Origin of the sequence: Acinetobacter ursingii DSM 16037 = CIP 107286 (assembly GCF_000368825.1) — a bacterium.
Taxonomy (GTDB): Bacteria; Pseudomonadota; Gammaproteobacteria; order Pseudomonadales; family Moraxellaceae; genus Acinetobacter; species Acinetobacter ursingii.
Window position 1 is genome coordinate 243,774 of sequence record NZ_KB849716.1, and the last position, 21,701, is coordinate 265,474.

The 21,701-nt window shown below is 37.1% G+C and carries 24 protein-coding genes and 1 CRISPR repeat array; of the genes, 12 read left to right on the plus strand and 12 right to left on the minus strand.

Annotation, left to right across the window (positions count from 1 at the left end):
* Positions 1-130: 130 nt before the first annotated feature.
* The 4 genes from F944_RS05830 to F944_RS05845 are packed head-to-tail and all read right to left on the minus strand — an operon-like array spanning position 131 to position 3,027.
* Positions 131-586: a 2-amino-4-hydroxy-6-hydroxymethyldihydropteridine diphosphokinase gene (locus F944_RS05830; protein WP_004988098.1), complete on the minus strand. Its 456-nt coding sequence runs from the start codon at positions 584-586 to the stop codon at positions 131-133.
* Positions 543-923 (minus strand): dihydroneopterin aldolase, encoded by a 381-nt coding sequence (gene folB, locus F944_RS05835; protein ID WP_004988102.1) that lies wholly within the window; start codon positions 921-923, stop codon positions 543-545. The genes F944_RS05830 and folB overlap by 44 nt, the downstream gene beginning before the upstream one ends.
* 17 nt (positions 924-940) lie before the next feature.
* Positions 941-2,239: an ABC1 kinase family protein gene (locus F944_RS05840; RefSeq protein WP_004988104.1), complete on the minus strand. Its 1,299-nt coding sequence runs from the start codon at positions 2,237-2,239 to the stop codon at positions 941-943.
* A 47-nt stretch (positions 2,240-2,286) separates the two neighbouring features.
* Entirely contained in the window at positions 2,287-3,027 is a 741-nt protein-coding gene (locus F944_RS05845) for a HesA/MoeB/ThiF family protein (RefSeq protein ID WP_336165400.1), read from the minus strand.
* 462 nt (positions 3,028-3,489) lie between these two features.
* Between F944_RS05845 and F944_RS05850 the strand changes: the two genes are divergently transcribed.
* The 5 genes from F944_RS05850 to F944_RS05870 all read left to right on the plus strand — a co-directional run bounded on the left by F944_RS05850 (position 3,490) and on the right by F944_RS05870 (position 8,830).
* Complete coding sequence (locus F944_RS05850; protein WP_004998216.1) at positions 3,490-3,795, plus strand: hypothetical protein; 306 nt, start codon at positions 3,490-3,492, stop codon at positions 3,793-3,795.
* A gap of 329 nt (positions 3,796-4,124) precedes the next feature.
* The gene (locus F944_RS05855) at positions 4,125-5,498 is read left to right on the plus strand and encodes an ABC1 kinase family protein (RefSeq protein ID WP_004988110.1); all 1,374 of its coding nucleotides are present in this window, start codon (positions 4,125-4,127) and stop codon (positions 5,496-5,498) included.
* Between the two features lie 243 nt (positions 5,499-5,741).
* Entirely contained in the window at positions 5,742-7,025 is a 1,284-nt protein-coding gene (locus F944_RS05860; protein ID WP_171063263.1) for an acyl-CoA dehydrogenase family protein, read from the plus strand.
* Between the two features lie 15 nt (positions 7,026-7,040).
* On the plus strand, positions 7,041-8,246 hold the full coding sequence (locus tag F944_RS05865) for an acyl-CoA dehydrogenase family protein (RefSeq protein ID WP_004988112.1): 1,206 nt from the start codon (positions 7,041-7,043) through the stop codon (positions 8,244-8,246).
* Positions 8,247-8,338: 92 nt separating this feature from the next.
* Positions 8,339-8,830, plus strand: a complete 492-nt coding sequence (locus F944_RS05870) for a GNAT family N-acetyltransferase (RefSeq protein ID WP_004988113.1) — start codon at positions 8,339-8,341, stop codon at positions 8,828-8,830.
* 57 nt (positions 8,831-8,887) lie between these two features.
* Here the strand turns inward: F944_RS05870 and F944_RS05875 are convergent, their stop codons facing one another.
* Positions 8,888-10,123, minus strand: a complete 1,236-nt coding sequence (locus F944_RS05875; RefSeq protein ID WP_004988115.1) for an alkane 1-monooxygenase — start codon at positions 10,121-10,123, stop codon at positions 8,888-8,890.
* A 186-nt stretch (positions 10,124-10,309) separates the two neighbouring features.
* Between F944_RS05875 and F944_RS05880 the strand changes: the two genes are divergently transcribed.
* Complete coding sequence (locus F944_RS05880; RefSeq protein WP_004988117.1) at positions 10,310-11,239, plus strand: AraC family transcriptional regulator; 930 nt, start codon at positions 10,310-10,312, stop codon at positions 11,237-11,239.
* Between the two features lie 113 nt (positions 11,240-11,352).
* Here the strand turns inward: F944_RS05880 and F944_RS05885 are convergent, their stop codons facing one another.
* Positions 11,353-11,661, minus strand: coding sequence for a hypothetical protein (locus F944_RS05885; RefSeq protein WP_004988124.1), 309 nt, complete (start codon positions 11,659-11,661; stop codon positions 11,353-11,355).
* Positions 11,662-11,888: 227 nt separating this feature from the next.
* Positions 11,889-12,224, minus strand: a complete 336-nt coding sequence (locus tag F944_RS05890; RefSeq protein WP_004988127.1) for a hypothetical protein — start codon at positions 12,222-12,224, stop codon at positions 11,889-11,891.
* A 582-nt stretch (positions 12,225-12,806) separates the two neighbouring features.
* On the opposite strand from F944_RS05890, the gene F944_RS05895 reads away from it, so the two are divergent.
* From F944_RS05895 to F944_RS05905, 4 genes are all read left to right on the plus strand, one after another.
* On the plus strand, positions 12,807-13,025 hold the full coding sequence (locus F944_RS05895; RefSeq protein ID WP_004988129.1) for a hypothetical protein: 219 nt from the start codon (positions 12,807-12,809) through the stop codon (positions 13,023-13,025).
* Positions 13,026-13,184: 159 nt separating this feature from the next.
* Positions 13,185-13,733, plus strand: coding sequence for a VOC family protein (locus F944_RS17250; RefSeq protein ID WP_004988132.1), 549 nt, complete (start codon positions 13,185-13,187; stop codon positions 13,731-13,733).
* On the plus strand, positions 13,667-14,050 hold the full coding sequence (locus F944_RS17255; RefSeq protein WP_244489479.1) for a VOC family protein: 384 nt from the start codon (positions 13,667-13,669) through the stop codon (positions 14,048-14,050). The genes F944_RS17250 and F944_RS17255 overlap by 67 nt, the downstream gene beginning before the upstream one ends.
* Before the next feature lie 494 nt (positions 14,051-14,544).
* Complete coding sequence (locus F944_RS05905; RefSeq protein ID WP_004988135.1) at positions 14,545-15,345, plus strand: undecaprenyl-diphosphate phosphatase; 801 nt, start codon at positions 14,545-14,547, stop codon at positions 15,343-15,345.
* Positions 15,346-15,401: 56 nt separating this feature from the next.
* Here the strand turns inward: F944_RS05905 and F944_RS05910 are convergent, their stop codons facing one another.
* From F944_RS05910 to F944_RS05920, 3 genes are all read right to left on the minus strand, one after another.
* Entirely contained in the window at positions 15,402-15,650 is a 249-nt protein-coding gene (locus F944_RS05910) for a putative hemolysin (RefSeq protein WP_004988137.1), read from the minus strand.
* 72 nt (positions 15,651-15,722) lie between these two features.
* Complete coding sequence (locus F944_RS05915) at positions 15,723-15,965, minus strand: hypothetical protein (protein ID WP_004988139.1); 243 nt, start codon at positions 15,963-15,965, stop codon at positions 15,723-15,725.
* Between the two features lie 634 nt (positions 15,966-16,599).
* Positions 16,600-16,836, minus strand: coding sequence for a hypothetical protein (locus F944_RS05920; RefSeq protein WP_004988145.1), 237 nt, complete (start codon positions 16,834-16,836; stop codon positions 16,600-16,602).
* A 523-nt stretch (positions 16,837-17,359) separates the two neighbouring features.
* Between F944_RS05920 and F944_RS05925 the strand changes: the two genes are divergently transcribed.
* Positions 17,360-18,418, plus strand: a complete 1,059-nt coding sequence (locus tag F944_RS05925) for a linear amide C-N hydrolase (RefSeq protein WP_004988147.1) — start codon at positions 17,360-17,362, stop codon at positions 18,416-18,418.
* 36 nt (positions 18,419-18,454) lie between these two features.
* A complete protein-coding gene (locus F944_RS05930; protein WP_004988150.1) occupies positions 18,455-18,940 on the plus strand; it encodes a hypothetical protein in 486 nt (161 codons plus the stop codon).
* A 62-nt stretch (positions 18,941-19,002) separates the two neighbouring features.
* Here F944_RS05930 and aroC read toward each other — a convergent pair whose 3' ends face one another.
* Together aroC and prmB are read right to left on the minus strand one after the other, a co-directional pair.
* Entirely contained in the window at positions 19,003-20,094 is a 1,092-nt protein-coding gene (aroC, locus tag F944_RS05935; protein ID WP_004988153.1) for a chorismate synthase, read from the minus strand.
* A 13-nt stretch (positions 20,095-20,107) separates the two neighbouring features.
* Entirely contained in the window at positions 20,108-21,118 is a 1,011-nt protein-coding gene (gene prmB / locus F944_RS05940) for a 50S ribosomal protein L3 N(5)-glutamine methyltransferase (RefSeq protein WP_004988155.1), read from the minus strand.
* A gap of 252 nt (positions 21,119-21,370) precedes the next feature.
* Positions 21,371-21,698: direct repeats of the CRISPR family, unit length 28 nt; unit sequence GCTTCCTATCGCATAGATAGCTTAGAAA.
* Positions 21,699-21,701 lie beyond the last annotated feature (3 nt).

Sequence of the window (21,701 nt, forward strand, 5' to 3'; positions counted from 1 at the left end):
GTATGCGTATAATGTCCGTAAACTCTCTATTGCCGAGAGTTTAACTGGCGTAAATTTTGCGTAAAATCTTATAAACGTGAAAAGTGATCATCAAAATTTACTTTTTTTAATCAGATAAATATCATTACGATCACGAATGGGCTTGAGTCTTGATTTGAAAATCAACCTGTGGAAAATTGCACTCTGAAACGTATAGCACAGCATTTTTCCATAACTCATAAAGTGGAATTTTGACATCTACTGCGAGTGGCATTTTTTTAGGATTAAACTGCATCTCACCAAGATGATTTCCCCACGCAATCAAATCGACGTCGAGCGAAATTTGATGTGATGGTCGAATACGACCTGATTGAGCCTCAAGTTGTTTCAGCGCGATTTCAATCTCAGATCGGCTTTTGAGAGATTTTAACAGACAGGCTGAATTCCAATAATTCGCTCCAACACCATCACGGCACGGAATCTGATAAACATGTGAAAATGTAACCTCACCCCATGACTGAATGGTTTGATAGGCAATCTGAAAATGTGATTCTGGATCAAGATTACTCGCCAATGCGAGGGCAAAAATCGTTTCGTTGGCGTTCAAGGCGAATTCCTACAGAATTGGCTTCTGCAATAATGGCAGGCTTACGAATGGTAATAATAATAGATTGAATCGCTGAAAACGTCTCGAAAAGCACTTGCAAAACCCGTTGAGCCGCATGCTCAATCAATTTCGGTTGTGCTTTTTGAATGGTTTGAGCAGCAAGTTCACAGATTTGAGCATAATTTAAAGTATGCTCAAGATCATCTGATTTAGCTGCTTGGCTCAAATCAACATGAACGATTAAATCCAGCATTAAAGGTTGAATAATTTGCCGTTCCCAATTGAAACAGCCAATTACAGTATTGACCTTTAAACCTTCAATAACAATGGCATCCATGATGATCTAACTCAAAATTAATGTTTAAACAACGATTGTGGCTCTATAGTTTGAACCATTTTCAAACGTTGGTCTGCATAAATATCGGTATATGGTGCAAGGACGCGCATAAAACGATCAAAATACAGCATTTGTTTAAACAACAGCGCAAAATCACGCGGAAATTTGATCCCATGACGCTCACCCACAGCCACCATATCTAGCATAATGTCATTTAAATCAGACGGTTTTGAAGTCAAAATTTCCTGAGGATCGGCAAGTAAAACACCACTAAATAAGCGCTCAAGATCACGTGCCAAGACATGAGTATCAATCTTTGTATGAGTCATGCCCATTTTCAGCATGTTTTCAGCCATTGCGGTGTAATCAGTTTTTTGTAAAGCATCCATAAAGGCTAAACATGCAGTCCAGACTTCTGGATTCAGTTGCCCAACGATACCAAAATCAATAAAACCAATACGTCCATCTTCGAGCAACATGAGGTTACCTGCATGCAAATCTGCATGAAAGCTCTTACACAGCATTAAACTTCCAAACCATGTATTCATCGCTGTAATTAAAACTTGTGATGGATCTTTGGCGTATTTTTTGACCACTTCAAAATCAGTTAAGGACACGCCATATAGACGCTCCATGGTCAGTACACGGCGCGTTGAAAACTGATGATAAACTTTTGGTGCAGTAGCTGCCTGATTATTAGTGATTTGAAGATATTCTACAAAATCATCCAGATTCTGAGCTTCTTCAATAAAATCAACCTCACGCACCATTCGTGTTTTAATTTCATCAACAATTTCAGAAAGTGAAGCAAACTTGACCTTTGGAATAGCTTTTTCCAGCATTTTGGTCGCCCAATGCACCACATTCAAATCGGTGTATAAAATCGTTTCAACACCTGGTTTTTGCACTTTAATGACGACATTTTCACCTGTAGTGAGTTTTGCCGCATGTACTTGAGCAATAGATGCTGAAGCCAATGGCGTTTCATCAATTGAAGCAAAAATTTCATCTAGGTTACGACCTGCAAACTCAGTCGCTAACACTTCTTGAATATAGCTAAACGGTAACGTCGGTGTTTGATCCAGACAACCCTGAAACTCTTCAACGTATTCACGCGGAAATAGTGAGGGTGTACTCGCAATAAACTGACCGAGTTTAATATAAGTCGAACCCAAAGATTCAAAGGTTTCGCGCATAAGTTTGGCATTGCTTGGCTTTTCAGTCGCGTATTTAATGCCTGCTTTAGCAGCGACCACGGCTGTTTCGCCTATACGAGCAACGGAGCGTAACCCGTCAAACAAAATATTTTTTTTCATATCATTCAATGTGATTTGGTTTATCGAAGCAGTGTATCAAACTTCATTTAGTTTACCGATAAACTTGCCTGACAAATTGGACAATTTGTATCTTTTTCAAAATGCAGAATACGCTGTTTCAGGGTTAAACCATCCCAAAGTAACAATTTACTTTTTAAAGGGCTTAAATTTAACCCTAAAAACAGCAAAGTGTGATGAGCTTGTAATGACGCTATCATGACAGGGGTCGTTGCAAGTACACCCGATTCAGCACAGCGTAAGCCTTCATTGTCATGTTGTTCTTTAGGAAATAAACATTCATAGCAAGCCGAATCTGCATCTACCATCAATAACTGCCCCTGAAAGCCAATGGCTGAGGCACTAATTAAAGGAACTGACAACTTTTTACTGGCGGCATTGACTAAATATCGTGTGCTGAAGTTATCACAACCATCCAATACCAAATCCTGCTGTTGAAGCAGCTTATCGATATTCGTATCATCCAGACGTTCGGTTAAATAATCGATTTGAATATAAGGGTTAATCTGATACAGCCTTTTTGCTAAAACTTCCGCTTTGTACTGACCCAAATCTTGCGGTGTAAACGCAATTTGGCGTTGTAGGTTACTGACTTCGATTGTATCTGGGTCAATAATCGTCAATTTTCCAACCCCCGCCCGAGCCAACAATTCGGCACTGGTACAACCAATGCCACCTGCACCGACAATCAAGACATTGGCAAGCTTTAATCTTTCCTGAGCTTCTATATCCCAACCCTCTAGTAAAATCTGACGGCTATACAGATGCATTTCACTATCACTTAGTTCCAACTCAGAATTTGGCAGATCAATCACGTATTTATGCTCATCGATATTTAACTACAGCATCTTATCAAAAGAATAGCGTTTCATTTCATATTAGACTTCTTTCATGAGTCCCTTTTATTTCTTCTTATGAGAAAAAATTAAAGAGGATTTAAACAATGATGAAAAAAGTCTATGGTATTTTATCAAATTAAGTTTTTAGACAAAAAAGCTATCTTAGTAACCTTATAATTGATCAAATACAGGGTTTTAACATTCTAAGTTGTCTCATCACCACAACTAAAGTTTGACAAATGTGAAGATTTTTTCACGCATTTATAACAATTTTTTGTGCTTTAAAATTGTACTTTCAGCAAATTCATTTAAACTAAATTTGACATCAGGATGACTTTTAACTGAGTGTCTTATTCCTACTCCTTCATTTCTTGGTAGAGATTTTCTAATTCGATGAGCTATAAACACAACAATCTTTTTGCAATGCGTGAAAACTATTGGAATGATGTAGATTCAGGCCATGTTAAAGCTGAGAAACAGTATTTTTGTGATGCCTTAAACTCTCATGGTGTTTTTGAAGATGCATCACTTGAAGATGCAAAGTATTTCTTCTTCACCTTACCGAGTATTATTATTGTCAAGGGCTATGCCTTAGGCTTTATGCATCGATCTGTTCAGGCCATGATTGATCAGCATATTTTAAGTCATGTCAATCAATTAAAAATGCGCGAGAGTCTTAAAATCAAGTTTCGTATGTAGAGTGTAAATCGATCTTTTAGACTTCTTTTCTCATGGTTTAAATCTTCTTTATGTTTCTCCTAAATAGGGAGAAATAAACATGTCTTGTAAAAAAGGCTATTGTTCACTTATTGACTGAATTTGCTTTTCTATTTAACTCGAAGTTCGTGCAGATTGCATAAAAAACTGAGCTACAAATATGCTCACAGCCTCAATTTGAATATTTTTTGTACTATCCAAAAATTTCAGATAAACATTCTTCCACTCTAACTGTTTTAATACGGTCATAGCATGTAATATTCGCTACAATTATACTCATTGACTCTGCATGACTTTAGCAAGGATTTTATATGTCTGATCAGAACGATAAGCTTAAGAACCTAAAAACATCATCTATGGATCGACGCTTATCTATCGCTAAAGCCTCATTGCTTGCGGGTACTCGCTGGGCAACGGCAAATGCGTCTTCTTTTTTTTCAAGTGACGAAGAAAAAGAAAAAAAACGTAAAAAAGCGATGACAGAACAGGCAAATTATTTAGTTTCAGAAATTGGAAAACTCAAAGGTTCGATTGTTAAAATCGGTCAGATGATGGCGCTCTACGGCGAACATTTTTTGCCAGAAGAAATTACTCAGGCACTTAACACACTTAATAACCAGACTGTTGCGCTCGCATGGCCAGCGATCAAAGAACATTTACAAGAACAACTCGGCGATAAACTTCATGAACTGACTATTGATCATGAACCGATTGGGACTGCATCACTGGCTCAGGTCCATCGTGCCACACGTAAATCTGATGGACTAGAATTGGTCTTAAAAATCCAGTATCCAGGCGTTGCCGAAGCGATTGATTCAGATATGAGCTTATTTAAAAATATGCTCAAGCTGACACGTATGGTGCCTCAAACCCGTGAATTCGATCAGTGGTTTGAAGAAGTCCGTGAAATGATGCATCGCGAAGTTAGTTATGACATAGAATCAGCAACTACACGACGCTTTGCAGAACGTCTTAAACATGATCCTCGTTATGTCGTGCCACATATTATTGATGATTATTGTACCGATAAAATTTTATGCATGACCTTTGAACGTGGTGTTCCAATCAATAGTCCCGTGATGCTGTCATTACCACAGGAACGTCGCAATCTGCTTGGAGAAGCATCGCTCGAAATCGCAGTTCGCGAAATTTTTGAATGGGGCGAAATGCAAACCGACCCAAACTTTGGCAATTATTTGGTACGTTTAGGCAACGGTGATGATATCAAGGACAAGATTGTATTGCTCGACTTTGGTGCTATTCGTCAGTTTGATGACCACTTGTTAAATGTCGCTCGAAGCTTAATCACAGCAGGCTATCATCATGATGCCGATGCCATGGTCAAAGCCATGACAGGCTATGAATTTTTTGATTCAATTCCACAAGCGATCAAACCCGACATGGCTAAAGTGTTTTTACTTGCCACTGAAGCATTTAGCTGCCCTGAAAATAATCCTGACATGCCACAAGGTTTGATGGATGAACAAGAACGTTACAATTGGAAAAAGAGTCAACTACATAGCCGCGTCATGCAACAAGCCAGCAAATCGATGGCATCACGTTACTTTTCAGTTCCCCCTAAAGAGTTTATGTTTATCAGCCGTAAATTCATCGGTGCCTACACGTTTATGACCGTCATTGATGCAAGAACCAATGTCAGACAAATGATCCGCAAATACGCTTAAAAATAGATAATTTATACTCGACTAGGTTGTAACTTTGTCAGCCTAGTCAATTCTTTAAATTGACTTTCCGATTCTTTTTTTATTTTCATATAAAATTCATAAGATTAGATTGATATCATCTTTCGTATTTTCCACTTATCATCCTCAAATATCACTGTCAGCACTGACATGGTTTTTTGATTTAAGGCATGTCAGCATAAAAACAATAATTAATACTGCGAAGGATGCAGCGCAATGACGAATATGGTCAATAAAGCCCAAGGTTTTGGACTTTCATTACTGACAAAAATGGCATCCAGTGATTTACTGGACCAATTTAAGCTACGCAAGTTAATAGAAAAATCACTTTACCAAGGTTCAAAAACAGGATTTAAAGCACTGAGTCATACTCAAAAAGCCTTTAAACCTCAAAATATTGATCGTCAGCGTTTACCAAATCAGCAAAAAAACCTGTTCGATTTAAGCCTGACTGAAGAACAACAAATGACCGTTGAGGCCATGTCTCAATTTGCACAAGAAGTTTTAGCTCCACTTGCACATCAAGCCGATCATGATGCCAAATTCCCAGATCAACTTTGGCAATATATCGAAGATTTAGGACTTAATTACTATGCCCTTCCTGAAGCCTTAGGCGGTGTGGCAGCAGAACAAAATATTGTGAGTAATATCCTGATCGCAGAACATCTGGCACGGGGTGATTTTAGTTTAACCGCAGGATTACTCAGTACATTCAGCGTGATCAATGCACTGACCCGCTGGGGTTCCGAAGAGGTTCAATCAAAATATCTAACTGCTTTTGCCGCAGATAGCAAGATTCAGGCAACTTTTGCAGTACAGGAAAACACGCCTGCATTTAACCCATTTAAACTCAAAACCAAAGCCATGTTAACCCATGATCAGTTTTATATTTCGGGCGAAAAAACGCTAGTCGTTTTAGGGGAAACCGCTGATTTATTGCTGGTCAGTGCGGATTTCAATGGTCAGGCTGATGTTTTCGTTGTAGAGCGTGACGATAGCATCCACCTAAAAAGTTCGCCTGCAATGGGACTCAAAGCTACACAATCAGTCACATTGAACTTTCAAAATACACCCGCAACACGTTTGGGTGACCAAGAATTTGATTACAGCACATTTATAGATCTAGGCAATCTAATGTGGTGTTCAATGGCAGTCGGTACCTGTGAAGCAGTCAAAGCCTACTGTATTACCTACGCCAATGAACGTACTGCATTTGGAGAACCGATTTCACATCGTCAAAGTGTCGCATTTATGATCGCAGATATGGCGATTGAAATCGATGCCATGCGTATGTTGATTTTAAATGCAGCAAGTCTGGCTGAAGCAGGTCAACCATTCCACCGTGAAGCATATCTGGCGCGTTTATTGTGTGCCGAAAAATCCATGAAAATTGGCACAGATGGCGTACAAGTTTTAGGCGGTCATGGGTTTACCAAAGAACACCCTGTTGAGCGCTGGTATCGTGATTTACGTGCTACAGCAATTTTACATTCAGGTCTGCATGCTTAATCGGAGAAAAATTAAATGAACTTACAAAATCCTAAAAAATTTAAGATGCTGATTGATCAGGCGCATGAAGTTGCACTGAATGTTTTACGTCCTATTTCACGTAAATATGACAAAGCTGAACATGCTTATCCCAAAGAACTGGATATGCTCGCCTCATTGGTTGACGGGATGAATGAAGGTGGCGAAGGCATGAATGCTGGCGCGGCTGGAGCAGGAAAACGCAATGAAAGTCAGGATCAAGGCAACCGTAATGCCACCAATCTGTCTACAGCACTCAGCATCATTGAAATGTGCTACGGAGATACAGGGCTATTACTGAGTATGCCCCGTCAAGGTTTAGGCAATTCAGCAATAGCAGCCGTTGCTAACGATGAGCAACTCGAACGCTTTAAAGGCACATGGGCTGCGATGGTGATTACCGAACCAGGTTGTGGTTCTGATTCTGCTGCCATTCGAACCACCGCCACCCAAGACGGTGACGACTATATCTTGAATGGTGAAAAAATCTTTGTGACCTCTGGCGAACGCGCTGACTCTGTTGTAGTTTGGGCAACACTGGATCGTAAATTAGGCCGTGCCGCAATTAAATCCTTTGTGGTTCCTAAAGGCACACCGGGCATGAAAATTGAGCGTCTGGAACATAAATTAGGGATTAAAGCCTCAGATACAGCGGCGATTAGTTTTATCGACTGTCGTGTTCCTGCTGCCAATTTGTTAGGCAATGCTGAAGTCGATGTCGCCAAAGGTTTCGCGGGTGTGATGGAAACGTTTGACAATACCCGTCCACTGGTTGCAGCTATGGCCGTCGGTTGTGCCAAAGCCTCACTAGAGCGTATTAAAGAAATTTTTAAAGATGAGCTTGAAGCAGACTATGCAACGCCTTATTTGCAGACCTCTAATATTGCTGCTCAAATTTATCGGATGGAAGCTGAATGGGAAGCTGCCCGTTTACTGACTTTAAAAGCCACATGGATGGCAGATAATAAAAAGCCAAACTCCAAAGAAGCTTCTATTGCCAAAGCCAAAGCAGGTCGAATTGGCAATGACATTACCCTAAAATGTGTCGAGTTGGCAGCCAGCGTAGGTTATAACGAAGATGAATTACTGGAAAAATGGGCACGTGACTCCAAGATTCTGGATATTTTTGAAGGAACACAGCAAATCCAGCAACTGATTATTGCACGTCGCGAACTTGGTAAATCTTCCAGTGAATTAAAATAATTTTCAACGATATTTTATTGAAAATAAATCGACTTGAGTGGAATCTGGATTTAAGCTAAATTCGATTCCACTTTTTTTATTCATGCTTATCAATGTATTTTATACGTCCTATCCAAACCAAGGATAATCCCCAAATTGCTCAGGTCATCCGTGAAGTCTCAAAAGAATATGGTCTAGCCACAGATGCAGGATTTGCAGTTTCGGACCCAATACTGGATCAAATGTCTGAGGTTTATCATCATCCCAACAGTCAATACTGGGTGATTGTAGATCAACATGATAACGTGTTGGGTGGTGGTGGCATTGCGCCATTATTGGGAGATTCCACTTTACTCGAAATTCAGAAAATGTATTTCTTGCCTGTCTTACGCGGTCAGGGTTTTGCTAAAAAACTTTTACAGCAATGTTTTGATTTCGCCAAAGCACAAGGTTTCCATGATTGTTATCTGGAAACAACAGCGACACTTAAAGAAGCAGTCAGTTTGTATGAAAGATTGGGCTTCCAACACTTAGCTCAACCACGTGGTCAAACAGGACATAGTCAAGCCTGTGAAATCTGGATGCTAAAAGCGTTGGAAGCTTAAACTATAAAAAAAGCCCTAAACACAATTAGGGCTGTTCAAGGAAAACTTAGATAAAACTTATGAGTTGGTCGAGTTTTCTTCAGTTTGCAATGATTTATCGACCAAACCAAACTTCGCAAAAATTTTAGCGCGACGTTTAGGGTAAATATTGGCTTTGTTCAAATCACCTTTATAGTGATCAAAAACACGTTTATCCATCATTTTAAACCACATTGACGGAATCAATGCAGGTAATAACATACTCGCATAACCACTTGGCAGCTCAGGCGCTTCATCAAAATGACGCAATGCCTGAAATGGACGAGTTGGATAAGCATGATGATCTGAGTGACGTTGCAACTGATATAAAAATAAATTAGTCACGATGTTATTGTTGTTCCAACTATGCTCTGGCATGGTACGCTCATAGTTACCGTCGGCTTTTTTCTGACGCAATAAACCATAATGTTCAATATAGTTAATGATTTCAAACAAGCTGATGCCATAAAATGCCTGAGTTGCTAGATAAGGAATTGCCCCTTTTCCAAACAATTTAACCATTGAGGCATGGAAAGTGGCACTCATTGCCCAGCCTTGTAGCAGTTCATTGTCTTTAGACCAGAACTGTTTACCCTTGCGTTTTAATCGGTTGGTTTCAATTTCAATAGCTGATTTTAAAGAACCCAATACCGTACGAGGCCAAAACTCATAAAACGTCTCTCCCATTTGTGAAGATGCTGGATCTTCAGGTGTCGCAGCACGTTTATGATGTCCATAAGGATGTTCAACGCGGAAATGGTTATATCCTGTCGGAACAAGGGCCATATGAGACAAGAGATGATCAATCCGGTATTGTTTATGACTGAGTTCATGTGCAGTATTAATCGCAATACCGTTCACCGCTCCCATAGAGATACCAATTAAAATTTTATCTAAAAATGAGGTTTCTTTACGGCTGGCAATATAACAGGCATAAACATTTGCGGCATATTGTAATGGAATAAAAGTTTTGACTAAAGTGGCATAATATGGATCATTTTCCAGTAACTTAATATCTTCATTAGTCGGATTATTGGCATCTTTACCAATAATGGTATCAATGGTCGGAATAATCACATGTAATACAATTGGGCCACCTAAAGCAAAAAGCTTTTTCAATGGACGTGGTGCAAATTGATAACCCGCTAAAATACCAATCCCAATGGCAGGTAAAGCTGGTCCTAACATCCACATATAACGTTTACGATCTAATTCTAATTTTGACTTTGAAGCTACCGTGAGCAATTCTTGCTGGACTTTTACTGAAGCATTCATGTCTCGCATCCTTTCTTTCTTGATATCTGTATCTTGTTGAATTTATACTTTGAAAGACAGTTGCATGCGTCCAAAAAACCTATGTAAAAGTCTTTGGCATTTTCGACCATTTTTTTGTCCTAAAATCACATTTTTTATCTGATTGCTTTTGTCTTTCAATACTGGAAAAAGAAACTTAAAACGAATATGGATGCATTAAGCAAAATTTTTGACGATATTCATTTAAATAAATCTGAATATATTTATATAAAAGCGCAGGGAGAATGGGCATTTTCCATGCAGGAACAGCATGCTGTTATTGCGCATATTATTTTAATGGGCTCAATTCATTTTAAAATTGATTCCAATACCAGTTTAACTGCACAGGCTGGCGATATTGTTTTAATTCCATCTGGAAATGCCCATCATGGCTCAAATAATCAGGACAACAAACTGATTGATAGTTTAGATGTTAGTGATTTTTTTAAAGGTCATCGGGACGATGCAATTGAAATCGGAACAAGATCCTCTGAATCTGCATTAATTTTTACGGTACGTTGCCATATTGATACTTTGATGGCACGACCTTTACTCAGTGCACTTCCCTCTTATATTCATATTCATCATGCCATGAGTTCGACTGGGCCAGAATGGTTGCGAGTTGGCTTGTACTTTGTGGCACTAGAAACGCAACGGATCCAACCCGGCCGCGATAAAATTTTTGATCATTTGATGAGTATTTTGTTGATCGAATGTGTCAGAGATTATATTTCTCAGCTTGATGATCAAGGCTCGTGGTTGAATGCATTAAGTCATCCTGAGCTTTCCAGTGCACTTGCTGTAATACATGGTCGTCCAGAACACCCTTGGACGGTTGAATTACTTGCAGAACAATGCTGCATGTCTCGTTCAAAATTTGCCAGTCTGTTTCAAAGCATCATTCATGAAACACCCTTAGCATATTTACAACAACATCGTTTACGTCTTGCCAGCCAGTTATTAAGAGAGAGTAATCTCACGATTCAAAAGATTGCCAATAATGTCGGCTACTCATCGGAAACCGCGTTTAGTCAAGCATTTAAGCGACAATTTGATCTTTCACCCAAACAATATCGGCAAAACTATATGCAAGATTAGATAACGCTGTAATTTTATAAAACTTAAGCTAAGTCTTCACTTACTTTTATTGGATAAATCACCAGTCTTGCTGCCATTTATTGTTTTGTAAACAGCGATCTAGTACCTAAAACTTATTCTGGAGCCATACAACGATCATAATAAGACTTGCCAAAAGCCTGAGTCGCTTGCTCTTTGGCAGTATCAGTATTTAACTGTTTTTCTGTATAGGCATCTTCAACAATATCCATATAAAACTCTTTGGTTTCTTCGGAACTAAATTCTTGTGAAATTCGCTGTTGAGTCGAATAAGGTACACCATCTTGACGTTGTTGCATCACTGCTGCTGCGACTTCTGCAATTTGTTGACACTCCTGATCTGGAGACAAGGCAAAAGCAAAGTTAGGTACAACCAAACAAGCAATAAAAAAAACTCTTAACATTACAATCCTTCATTAAAATTTTTATGCCATACCCTTGCTGTTTAGGGTAAAGCAACCGTTTTTTGATTCAAAAATATCTGCGTTATAATATATTTTAATAATATTAAAAACATCTTTTTTATCTTGGTTAGATTTTTTATTAAAATTTGAATTTATAATGATTATTGGAAATAATGTATTCTTTTATCTACAAGATAAAATAAATGCTGGTTCTATTTGTTTGAAAATTAATCCATTCCTATAGGCTGATTAATTTTGATTTGTATATTTTTTAGCTTTGGCATCATCGTGGTAATTGTAAAATAGACCAACAGCGTAATTAAAAACATGAGAACCACTTCCATAGTCTGACTTATGCATAACATTGCACCAAAAAACAGCGCAAATAGAGTCATACATAATTTGATCTCCTTAAAATATAAGGTGATAAAAGTTCCAAAAATAACTGAAGAAACAACAAGGTTTATAATTTTCATAAATCCTAAATAATTAAAAATAATGAGCATTAGGCATAAACAAACGATGGATAATAAAAATACAAATATATTTTTAATGATGAACATACCAATACCCTATAGATTAGTGATTGAATAATTATCTCTCCTCCTCCCCCAAAGAGGAGAGATATTGGCACATCAATTGATTATTTGAGATTCTTCTCTATTATTTAGACGATTTATATTAATAAAGATATCTTTATTATTTTTTCCAGATCTCTCAGTTAATATTCAGCTTTCTATTTAATAGTCAAGATGCCTTTTTGATGTGCTGGAGTGAGTATAGTTTCATGAGATTTCAAATGAATAAGCTTTTGGCTTACAAGATTGTGAGAAATAGCTTACAATTGTATAATTAGTAAGCATTTTTTACAATTTAAAATTTAAAAAATTTTATTAAATATCAAAATCTTGTATTGATAATTAAATTAAATTTGACTTTTGCAACTTAACAAAAGACAACACTACATTTACAGTAAATTTCATGTATTAACTCTATTTCTTGCCTCATTTTTTAAGTCTATTTATTTAAAATTTAAAAGATTTCATTATTTTTATAAAATTTGAACAGTTACCTAAGGTCTGTGTTGACTTAAGTGTAAGGCTCAAGTAGAACTGGTCTCAATATTTTCCATCACATGATTCACAATGGCAAAACGTAAATATAGTAAAGAGCTTTTCAATGTTAGACGTATTAATCGACAATGGTGGGTGCTCCTTTATTCACCTGAATCAGGTCTTATAGAAAAGACTGAGAAGACTAAAACGCGGAGTCAGGCGAACCAATATGCAGATGACTACACTGAAAAATACTATGTTGATTTATATTTAAAACAACAACTTGAACAACAAAAGTCATCTTCTTAATGATCAATTTTGGTATTGGATTGATTCCTGTACCAAAACACTATACATAGATGTTAGTCGCATTTATTTTCAATCGTGATGTATAGTTTTAAATTTTTGGTTAATATTTACCCAATTTACTGATAAAATAATCATCAACACAATAAAAAAAGTATAACGATGAATAATGATATCTATCCCTGTGTATGGTTAAAATCTGGCCGCAGTGAGGCAGCAGAATTTTATAGCTCATTGTTTAACGCTCAGCTACTGCAAACCAATGACTATGTGTCACAACTCTCTATTTTTAATCAAAGATTAATGCTACTCAGTGGTGGACCTGATCTTGAATTTCAGATTAATCCATCTATCTCCTTGATGTTATTAAGCCGGTCTAGTGAGCAAATTCAATATTATTGGGATCATTTCATCGATGGTGGTTCAATTTTAATGCCTTTGGATCGTTATCCTTGGAGCGAGATGTATGGCTGGGTGCAGGATCGGTTTGGCGTTTCATGGCAACTTTATTTGGATACAAGAGAAGACTTAAATACTCAACAGTTGATTCCAACGTTAATGTTTACTGAAGACAATGCGGGAAAAGCACTGCATGCAATGCAATTTTATACGCAAATTTTCCCAATTCTGAAGTCAGTGGCATCATGCGTTATAAAGACGGAGAAAATCGTTCAGAGAATCCTGAATATGTACAACACGCGCAATTTATAATTGATGATTATATTTTATATTGTATGGATTCCTCTTATTCACATCGTTTCGGTTTTAACCAAGGGATTTCCTTGGTTGTAGAAACCTCAAGCCAAATGGAAACGGATCACTTATGGTCTGCGTTATTACAACATGGTGGTCAAGCGATGCAATGTAGTTGGCTGAAAGATCAATTCGGCATACATTGGCAGATTGTTCCGAAACGTCTGATTGAGTTAATTAATAGCCCAGATTCCGAAATTTCCCAACGCGCCATGAATGCGATGTTTCGTATGCAAAAAATTAATATTCAGGAAATTGAAGATGCAATCAAATGATCAATCATTCTGTTTAGATCACTGGTCAGTGTGATTGATACAGAATTGCACTTAACGACTTTAATAAAAAAACCCATTGCTCAACACAATGGGGTTGTTAAGGATCACGCTGTACATACTACTGAAGTAGTCTTTTTATTTCTGGCAAGCCCATGAAACTTTCCAGTGGCGCTAATATACAAGAACGCCCAATCAATTGCAAATGATTCTCATTAATTTAAATGATATTTTATAAATTCCCTACTCCTGAGACTGAAAAAAGCATTAGCTTCTCACTGAGGAGAAAATTTTCACAAATATTAACAATGGAAACCGAACCATCTATTCGATCCTTGCGTTAATGCGTATACAATTTTGAACTTTAAGAAAACTCTATTTCTTAAAAAAGAATAAAAGTAAGGCTGTTATGATTTGAAAAATATTTAGTTTTTTACTTACACTCTCACCTTTCTTTTTAATTAATATCATTAAATCTGATTCATGAGTAATCATCCATGCAACACCTTGAAGCCTTTAAGGCTCTCTTTTTAGGACTAATTGAAGGCCTAACTGAGTTTTTACCTATTTCTAGTACTGGACACCTTATTCTTTTTGGTCATCTGATTGATTTTCATTCTGATAGTGGACGTGTGTTTGAAGTCGTGATTCAGTTAGGTGCAATTTTGGCAGTTTGCTGGTTATACCGACAAAAAATCGTCGATTTGATTAAAGGTTTTTTTAGTGGGGATGCAGAGGCGCGGCACTTTTGTATTAGTGTTTTGATTGCTTTTTTTCCTGCGGTCATTATTGGTGTGATGGCAGTCGATTTTATTAAATCTGTACTGTTTAGCCCTTTAGTTGTCGCCATTGCATTGATTGTGGGTGGTTTAATTATTTTCTGGGCAGAATCCATCAAGTTTGATCATAAAACTACGGAAGCCACTCAAATCACCTTTAAACAGGCGCTATTGGTTGGTCTGGCTCAATGTGTTGCCATGATCCCTGGGACATCAAGATCTGGTGCAACGATTGTAGGTGGGATGTTCGCAGGACTTTCACGTAAAGCAGCAACCGAGTTCTCTTTTTTTCTGGCGATGCCTACAATGCTCGGTGCAGCAACCTTTGATTTAATTCGTAATGCAAATATACTCACCGCGGATAATATGACCAATATAGCACTTGGTTTTATCACGGCTTTTCTCGCTGCATTATTTGTAGTAAAAGCTTTAGTGCGTTTTGTGGAAAAACATACTTTACGTGTTTTCGCTTGGTATCGGATTGCTTTGGGTCTGATTATTATGTTTGTAATGTTATAAATTTTGATTCATAAAAAAGCTCAGAATGCTTATGTTTTCTGAGCTTTTTTTGTGTCTTATTTTTGAGGATGATCTTGTCTAAATAATTGCCATTCTTCAATGACACGACCGTCTGGTAAAATACAATTGGCATAAGCATCACCATTTGCATTTTTTTTCATCTCCAACTTACCGCCTTGATCGATACAGTACTGACTTGCTGGATTAGGCATTCCAATTTTTTGTGGCGTAGGTGTCTTGGTCGTGCTACAAGCAGATAAAACAAGAGTGCCGCCACATAGAATAAATAAGATCTTTTTAGTCATTATTTGATTTCACACTTCAACTTAAACTTTATAGATTATCCGCGATTTTAAATTTTAAACTGTTAAATTTAGTTAGTTCATTGCAATCATTTTCACTAAAATGTGTTGAGATTCATCATTTTCATCATAGGTTTGTTTGCGTATCAACTCTTTATACTTGACCCGAAAATCACGCCCATTAAAAGTCACCACAGAAGGTATATTGTCAAAATATGTACTCCCCGCATCCAGATGCTCTTCATGTAAAGCAGTTCCGAGTTGATAATCATCACCTTTGAGCACGACATATTTTACTGTTGTTCTCATTTTATCCATACTATTTAAACCTTTTCAGCTTATTGTTTACTGCTTTACAAAGCTTGACCAGATATATAAACAATTAATAAACAAAACAATTCTTAAAAAATCATCAATTTGAATAGACTTCTTTCGTAGCTTACTTTTATTTGTCCTAATGGGAGAAAAATAAAGAGGGTTAAACAATCATGAAAGAAGTCTAATGCCAAGCTTTTATGAAATACTATTCACCCGATCTACTGCTAAGTCAATCGGAAAAGTCGGTAGGACTGTAATCTTAGTTTCCATAGAGACTTAACCATACGTTGTGTATATTGGAAGATAATCTATGTTTTTTCTGGAGATATGGCCTTATATACGTATTTTTTGAGTATCTTGTAAAGACTAAATTAGAAGAATTGAACGAGCCTGAGTTCAATGATCAAACTGAGCACTCTCATCAAAACATTTTTTTCCTTTTAAATTATTATCAAATACAAAGATCAATAATTCGATTGCCAATAGAATCATTGGCAAGCTTTAAAAAAGATTTCGAAACAATGAAAAGATTTTGAAAACACATAATCTCGAACAACATTTGGAACAAATTCAAATCATAAGCCATTCAAAAAATGGCTTATTTCTCAAAAGATTATTTAGACAATCATTAGCGTTATTCAATTTTAAGTTGATATTCATCTTGAGTAATTTTTATTTTTAATTTTCGATATTTACGTTTATTCGGATCTAAAGCAGATTCTAGTATTTCGCTTTTGAACTTAGCATCATTCATTAGTTCAGCATATATTTTATAACCTATTAAAATTTTACTGGGCTTTTCTTTAGTATCTTTAAAATCATCAATAATATTATTTAAATAATCTAAGTTAGTCTCATTGGTTTTTTTCATTGCGCAATGCCCTTTGATTTTCAAATTAATTTAACATTCAATTTTTACAAAAATATGAATGAGTGCTGCTTTTTGACATAGATTTTGAGCATAAAAAAAACCTGCCACTTGGGGAAGAAGCAGGCCATAAAACGCACAACTGGTAAATCGAGTACTTTCTTGATCTTAACAAAATTGGCTAAATATTTGTATTTATTAAACATCTAATATCACATCAAATAAAATTGATACTAGAAAAAAATTATTATGAGCAAATTCTGATATTTAAGAACTGAGTAGATTGGACATATTATATTAAAAACATACAGACCAGTCTACATAAAGTTAAAATAATATCAAAATATATAATTTCGCTAAAGAATAAATTAATTTTTACTTACAAAATAATAAATAAGCAAACTGCCATAAAGCATTTATGCTGAAATTTGTTAAAAAATCATCCATTCAAAATAAATCACGCTAAATTAACCAATGACATAACTCATAAAAAAGCATTAAAAATACTTCACAAGAGGACATGACAATGATTAAAAAAGCACTCATAAGTAGTTTAATCGGCGGTAGTTTATTTTGGATATCCCTTACAGCAGAAAGTTGTACGCGGGTGGTGTATCAAGGGAATAACCAAACCATTATTACTGCCCGCTCTATGGACTGGAAACAGGATGTCGGCACCAACTTATGGATTTTGCCTAGTGGTGTAAAACGCAGTGGCAATGTGGGGAAAAATTCGATTCATTGGACCTCTAAATATGGCAGTGTAGTTGCAACAGGTTACGATATTTCAACTACAGATGGTGTGAATGAAGCAGGCTTAAATGCCAACTTGCTTTGGCTTGTTGAATCTCAATATCCAGATCGAACCAAATCGGATAAACCCAAACTGACGATTGCTGCATGGGCGCAATATGTCTTAGATAATTTTGCAACTGTCGATGAAGCAGTCAAAGCTCTGCAAAAAGAACCGTTTATTATCGTTACTGATGCCGTGCCGGGTGAGAAACGTTTAACGACCTTACACTTATCTATTTCTGATAAAACAGGAGACAATGCAATAGTTGAATATATTAACGGTAAGCAAGTCATTCATCATGATTCAAGTTATCAAGTAATGACCAACTCTCCTATTTTTGATGAGCAACTTGCACTCAATGAATATTGGAAACAAATTGGTGGAACGATTTTTCTTCCAGGCACCAATCGCGCATCAGATCGTTTTGCCAGAGCTTCTTTTTATATCAATGCGATTCCTAAAAATGATGATCCTAAAGAAGCACTTGCCTCCGTTTTCAGTGTTATTCGAAATGTCTCTGTCCCTTATGGGCTAAATACTCATGAAGAACCCAATATCTCTTCAACCCGCTGGCGTACGGTCGTTGATCATAAGCGTAAACTTTACTTTTTCGAATCTGCGCTTTCACCGAATAGTTTCTGGGTCGATCTTAACAAAATTAATTTCAAAGATGGGGTGACACGTAAGTTAGATTTAGGTAAAAATCAAGAGAATATCTATGCAGGTGATGCAACAGCACAATTCAAAACGGCACCACCCTTTCATTTTCTGGGCATAGATGAAGATTAAGAAAATGAATACAACATATTTAAGGGGAAATCTGAAATGAAAAAAATAGTTGGACTAATGACAGCTTTCATTTTATTACACGGTTGTGCCACTGTTCCTGAAAATAAAAGTAACACTGATCGATTAGCAACAGCAGGATTATTACTATGTAAACCGAACGAACAGTGTCCGATTATGGCGGCCTCATGGAATTCGGGGAATAAAAATCAACTTCGTATCGATGTGCGTTTAAATAGTAGTTATCTCTATTATGATATCAAAAAAATAACTTTTATCGTGGATGGTAAACACCTAAGTTATACCCCAGCACAACCCACTGAACTTGAATATATCAGCCGTTTAGAACCGAAACGCTCATCGAACCATATTGTTGTGCCAAGTAGTTTTTTAAATGACTTTAAAAATGCAAAACGCATTGATGTTCAAATTAGTACAGACCACGGTGCCATCAAACGACCAATGTATATTGATGGTCGAGCTTCATCTGCTTACCAAAATTTTGTCGGTGTATATTCTTCTTAAATCTATTTTTACAATAAAAAACTCACCGAAAGATGATGGTGAGTTTTTTATATAAGACTAACTTAAGATTCGATTGGTGCAAATGGAGCAACGACATCCGCATTTTGCGCACGGTTTCTCATGAAGTGATCCATCAAAACAATCGCAAGCATCGCTTCCGCAATAGGTGTTGCCCGAACACCCACGCAAGGATCATGACGACCTTTGGTTAATACGTCGGTATTTTCACGATCCAGATTAATGGTTTTACCTGAAGTGGTAATGCTTGCGGTTGGTTTAAGGGCAATAGCGACACGAATAGTTTGTCCACTAGAAATACCACCTAAAATACCACCTGCATGATTAGCAAGAAAACCGTCTGTGGTTAACTCATCTCGACTTTCATGACCAAACTGACCTGCTACAGCAAAACCATCACCAATTTCTACACCTTTTACAGCGTTGATGCTCATCATGGCATGTGCAATATCAGCATCTAAACGGTCAAATACAGGCTCACCCCAACCCACTGGAACTTTTTCGGCTAAAATTTCCAGTTTTGCGCCACAGCTTGTACCTTGTTCACGTAAAGAAGTCACTAAGGCTTCAAAACGCGGTACGGCAGCGACATCACCACAGAAAAATGGATTATTTGGAACTTCATTCCAGTCCAGTTTTTCTGCAATTTCATTACCAATTTGGGTGACATGACCACGAATCACGATACCAAATTTTTCAGCAAGATATTTTTTGGCAATTGCACCCGCTGCAACACGCATTGCTGTTTCGCGCGCACTCGAACGTCCGCCACCACGATAATCACGGAAACCATACTTTTGTGTATAGGTATAATCCGCATGTCCCGGGCGAAAGGTTTGAGCAATATTGCCATAATCTTTCGATTTCTGGTCTGTATTACGAATGAGTAAACCAATCGATGTTCCTGTCGTTTTACCCTCAAAAACTCCAGAAATAATTTCAACTTCATCAGGCTCTTTACGCTGCGTTGCAAATTTGGAGGTTCCCGGTTTACGACGATCTAAATCTTTTTGCAAATCTTCTTCACACAGCTCAAGTCCCGGTGGAACACCATCGACAATCGCCATTAAGCCGGCACCATGTGATTCACCGCAGGTGGTCACACGAAAGAGTTGTCCAATACTATTCCCTGCCATATTTACAACTCCTTTAAGCTTCTAAAGATTCTTGAAATAAACGCTGATAACGGCGGCATTGCTCCGCGGTTAAAGCAAAAATACCTGAACCACCTTTTTTAAAGGTCAACCAGTGGAAGTCAATGGTATGAAAATTCTGACGCATTGCCCATTCAGAATTTCCTACTTCAATGACAATTAAACCATCTTCAGTTAAATAATCTGCCGCTTGAGCCAACATTTTACGCACCAGATCCAAACCATCCTGACCTGCTGCCAAAGCCAGTTCTGGTTCATGTAAAAATTCTTCAGGCAAATCTGCCATATCTTCAGCATCTACATAAGGTGGATTACTGACGATTAAATCATATTGATTTTCGGCAGGAATTTTTGAAAATAAGTCAGATTCTAATAGCGCGACTTGATATTGTTTATCGTGATGCTCTGTATTAATCGCAGCGACTTCAAGCGCATCTTTGGAAATATCAGTTGCGTCCACTTCCGACTCTGGAAATGCATAAGCCAAAGCAATTGCAATACAACCTGAACCTGTACACATATCTAAAATACGTTGCGGAGTTTTAGGATTTGAGTTTTCAGGTAAATTATTTATTGCCTCATGCATATTGCCATGTTCATCCAGACAATACGGCGCAAAACGCTGTTCAATCAATTCAGCAATAGGTGAACGCGGAATTAATACACGTTCATCGACATAAAATGGCTTGTTGGCAAAGTAAGCTAGATTAAGTAAATAAGAGGTCGGAATACGCTCATTAACACGGCGCTCAAGCAAACTTAAAAATTCAGCTTTTTCGCTTGGTAAAAGTTTTGCATCCAAAATCTCGGCATCTGCGGCCCATTCTAGAGAAAGCGTTTGTAAAACTAGCGCAGAGCTTTCTGCAAAATAATCTTCGGTTCCCTGACCTAAATGAGCATCGTATTGACGTAATGCAGTCACTCCAAAACGAATAAAATCACGAATTGTTGTTAAGTTTTCTGCGGCTTCCTGTAATTGTTCAGGATTAATGGTCGGTCGCTCCACTCAGGGGTCTCCAAAAGATGATGATGCAAAACGGCTTATGATACCTTGTTTTGTCTTGCTTTTTAATGCCTAAAACGAGTGGATTCAATTTTAAATCAAGTTGACTTATTGCTCTTTTTAAATCAATATTTTTCTTACTCTTTAATAATATAATAAAATCATACGCTTATGATTTAACTTATTTTTAAAGCATAATATCAAATTATTAAACTAACTCATTGTTATTAAATGATTTATTAATAAGAGTTTATAGCTTCCTATCGCATAGATAGCTTAGAAAAATATACTAAACCGAAGAGCCTTAAAACACGGGCTTCCTATCGCATAGATAGCTTAGAAATGTAATCGTTGTAAAAGATCTGGATTTTCGTCGCTTCCTATCGCATAGATAGCTTAGAAAAGAAAAAGATGATACTGACTTAAATATAACCAGCTTCCTATCGCATAGATAGCTTAGAAATGATAAGTTTTACCTGAGTATTGAATAACATCGCTTCCTATCGCATAGATAGCTTAGAAAATTGGTTGAAAGCTAGAACAGCTGGAATGAGTGCTTCCTATCGCATAGATAGCTTAGAAATAT

Bases quoted from the DNA above. Each gene is read 5' to 3' on its own strand.
- F944_RS05925 (WP_004988147.1), top strand. From the start codon at position 17,360: ATGATTAAAAAAGCACTCATAAGTAGTTTAATCGGCGGTAGTTTATTT.
- F944_RS05870 (WP_004988113.1), top strand. From the start codon at position 8,339: ATGTATTTTATACGTCCTATCCAAACCAAGGATAATCCCCAAATTGCT.
- F944_RS05855 (WP_004988110.1), top strand. From the start codon at position 4,125: ATGTCTGATCAGAACGATAAGCTTAAGAACCTAAAAACATCATCTATG.
- F944_RS05875 (WP_004988115.1), bottom strand. From the start codon at position 10,123: ATGAATGCTTCAGTAAAAGTCCAGCAAGAATTGCTCACGGTAGCTTCA.
- F944_RS17250 (WP_004988132.1), top strand. From the start codon at position 13,185: ATGAATAATGATATCTATCCCTGTGTATGGTTAAAATCTGGCCGCAGT.
- F944_RS05930 (WP_004988150.1), top strand. From the start codon at position 18,455: ATGAAAAAAATAGTTGGACTAATGACAGCTTTCATTTTATTACACGGT.
- folB (WP_004988102.1), bottom strand. From the start codon at position 923: ATGGATGCCATTGTTATTGAAGGTTTAAAGGTCAATACTGTAATTGGC.
- F944_RS05890 (WP_004988127.1), bottom strand. From the start codon at position 12,224: ATGTTCATCATTAAAAATATATTTGTATTTTTATTATCCATCGTTTGT.
- F944_RS05910 (WP_004988137.1), bottom strand. From the start codon at position 15,650: ATGACTAAAAAGATCTTATTTATTCTATGTGGCGGCACTCTTGTTTTA.
- F944_RS05865 (WP_004988112.1), top strand. From the start codon at position 7,041: ATGAACTTACAAAATCCTAAAAAATTTAAGATGCTGATTGATCAGGCG.
- F944_RS05885 (WP_004988124.1), bottom strand. From the start codon at position 11,661: ATGTTAAGAGTTTTTTTTATTGCTTGTTTGGTTGTACCTAACTTTGCT.
- F944_RS05915 (WP_004988139.1), bottom strand. From the start codon at position 15,965: ATGGATAAAATGAGAACAACAGTAAAATATGTCGTGCTCAAAGGTGAT.
- F944_RS05895 (WP_004988129.1), top strand. From the start codon at position 12,807: ATGGCAAAACGTAAATATAGTAAAGAGCTTTTCAATGTTAGACGTATT.
- F944_RS05905 (WP_004988135.1), top strand. From the start codon at position 14,545: ATGCAACACCTTGAAGCCTTTAAGGCTCTCTTTTTAGGACTAATTGAA.
- F944_RS05840 (WP_004988104.1), bottom strand. From the start codon at position 2,239: ATGAAAAAAAATATTTTGTTTGACGGGTTACGCTCCGTTGCTCGTATA.
- F944_RS05850 (WP_004998216.1), top strand. From the start codon at position 3,490: ATGAGCTATAAACACAACAATCTTTTTGCAATGCGTGAAAACTATTGG.
- F944_RS05920 (WP_004988145.1), bottom strand. From the start codon at position 16,836: ATGAAAAAAACCAATGAGACTAACTTAGATTATTTAAATAATATTATT.
- F944_RS05880 (WP_004988117.1), top strand. From the start codon at position 10,310: ATGGATGCATTAAGCAAAATTTTTGACGATATTCATTTAAATAAATCT.
- F944_RS05845 (WP_336165400.1), bottom strand. From the start codon at position 3,027: ATGCATCTGTATAGCCGTCAGATTTTACTAGAGGGTTGGGATATAGAA.
- F944_RS17255 (WP_244489479.1), top strand. From the start codon at position 13,667: ATGCGTTATAAAGACGGAGAAAATCGTTCAGAGAATCCTGAATATGTA.
- F944_RS05860 (WP_171063263.1), top strand. From the start codon at position 5,742: ATGGTCAATAAAGCCCAAGGTTTTGGACTTTCATTACTGACAAAAATG.
- aroC (WP_004988153.1), bottom strand. From the start codon at position 20,094: ATGGCAGGGAATAGTATTGGACAACTCTTTCGTGTGACCACCTGCGGT.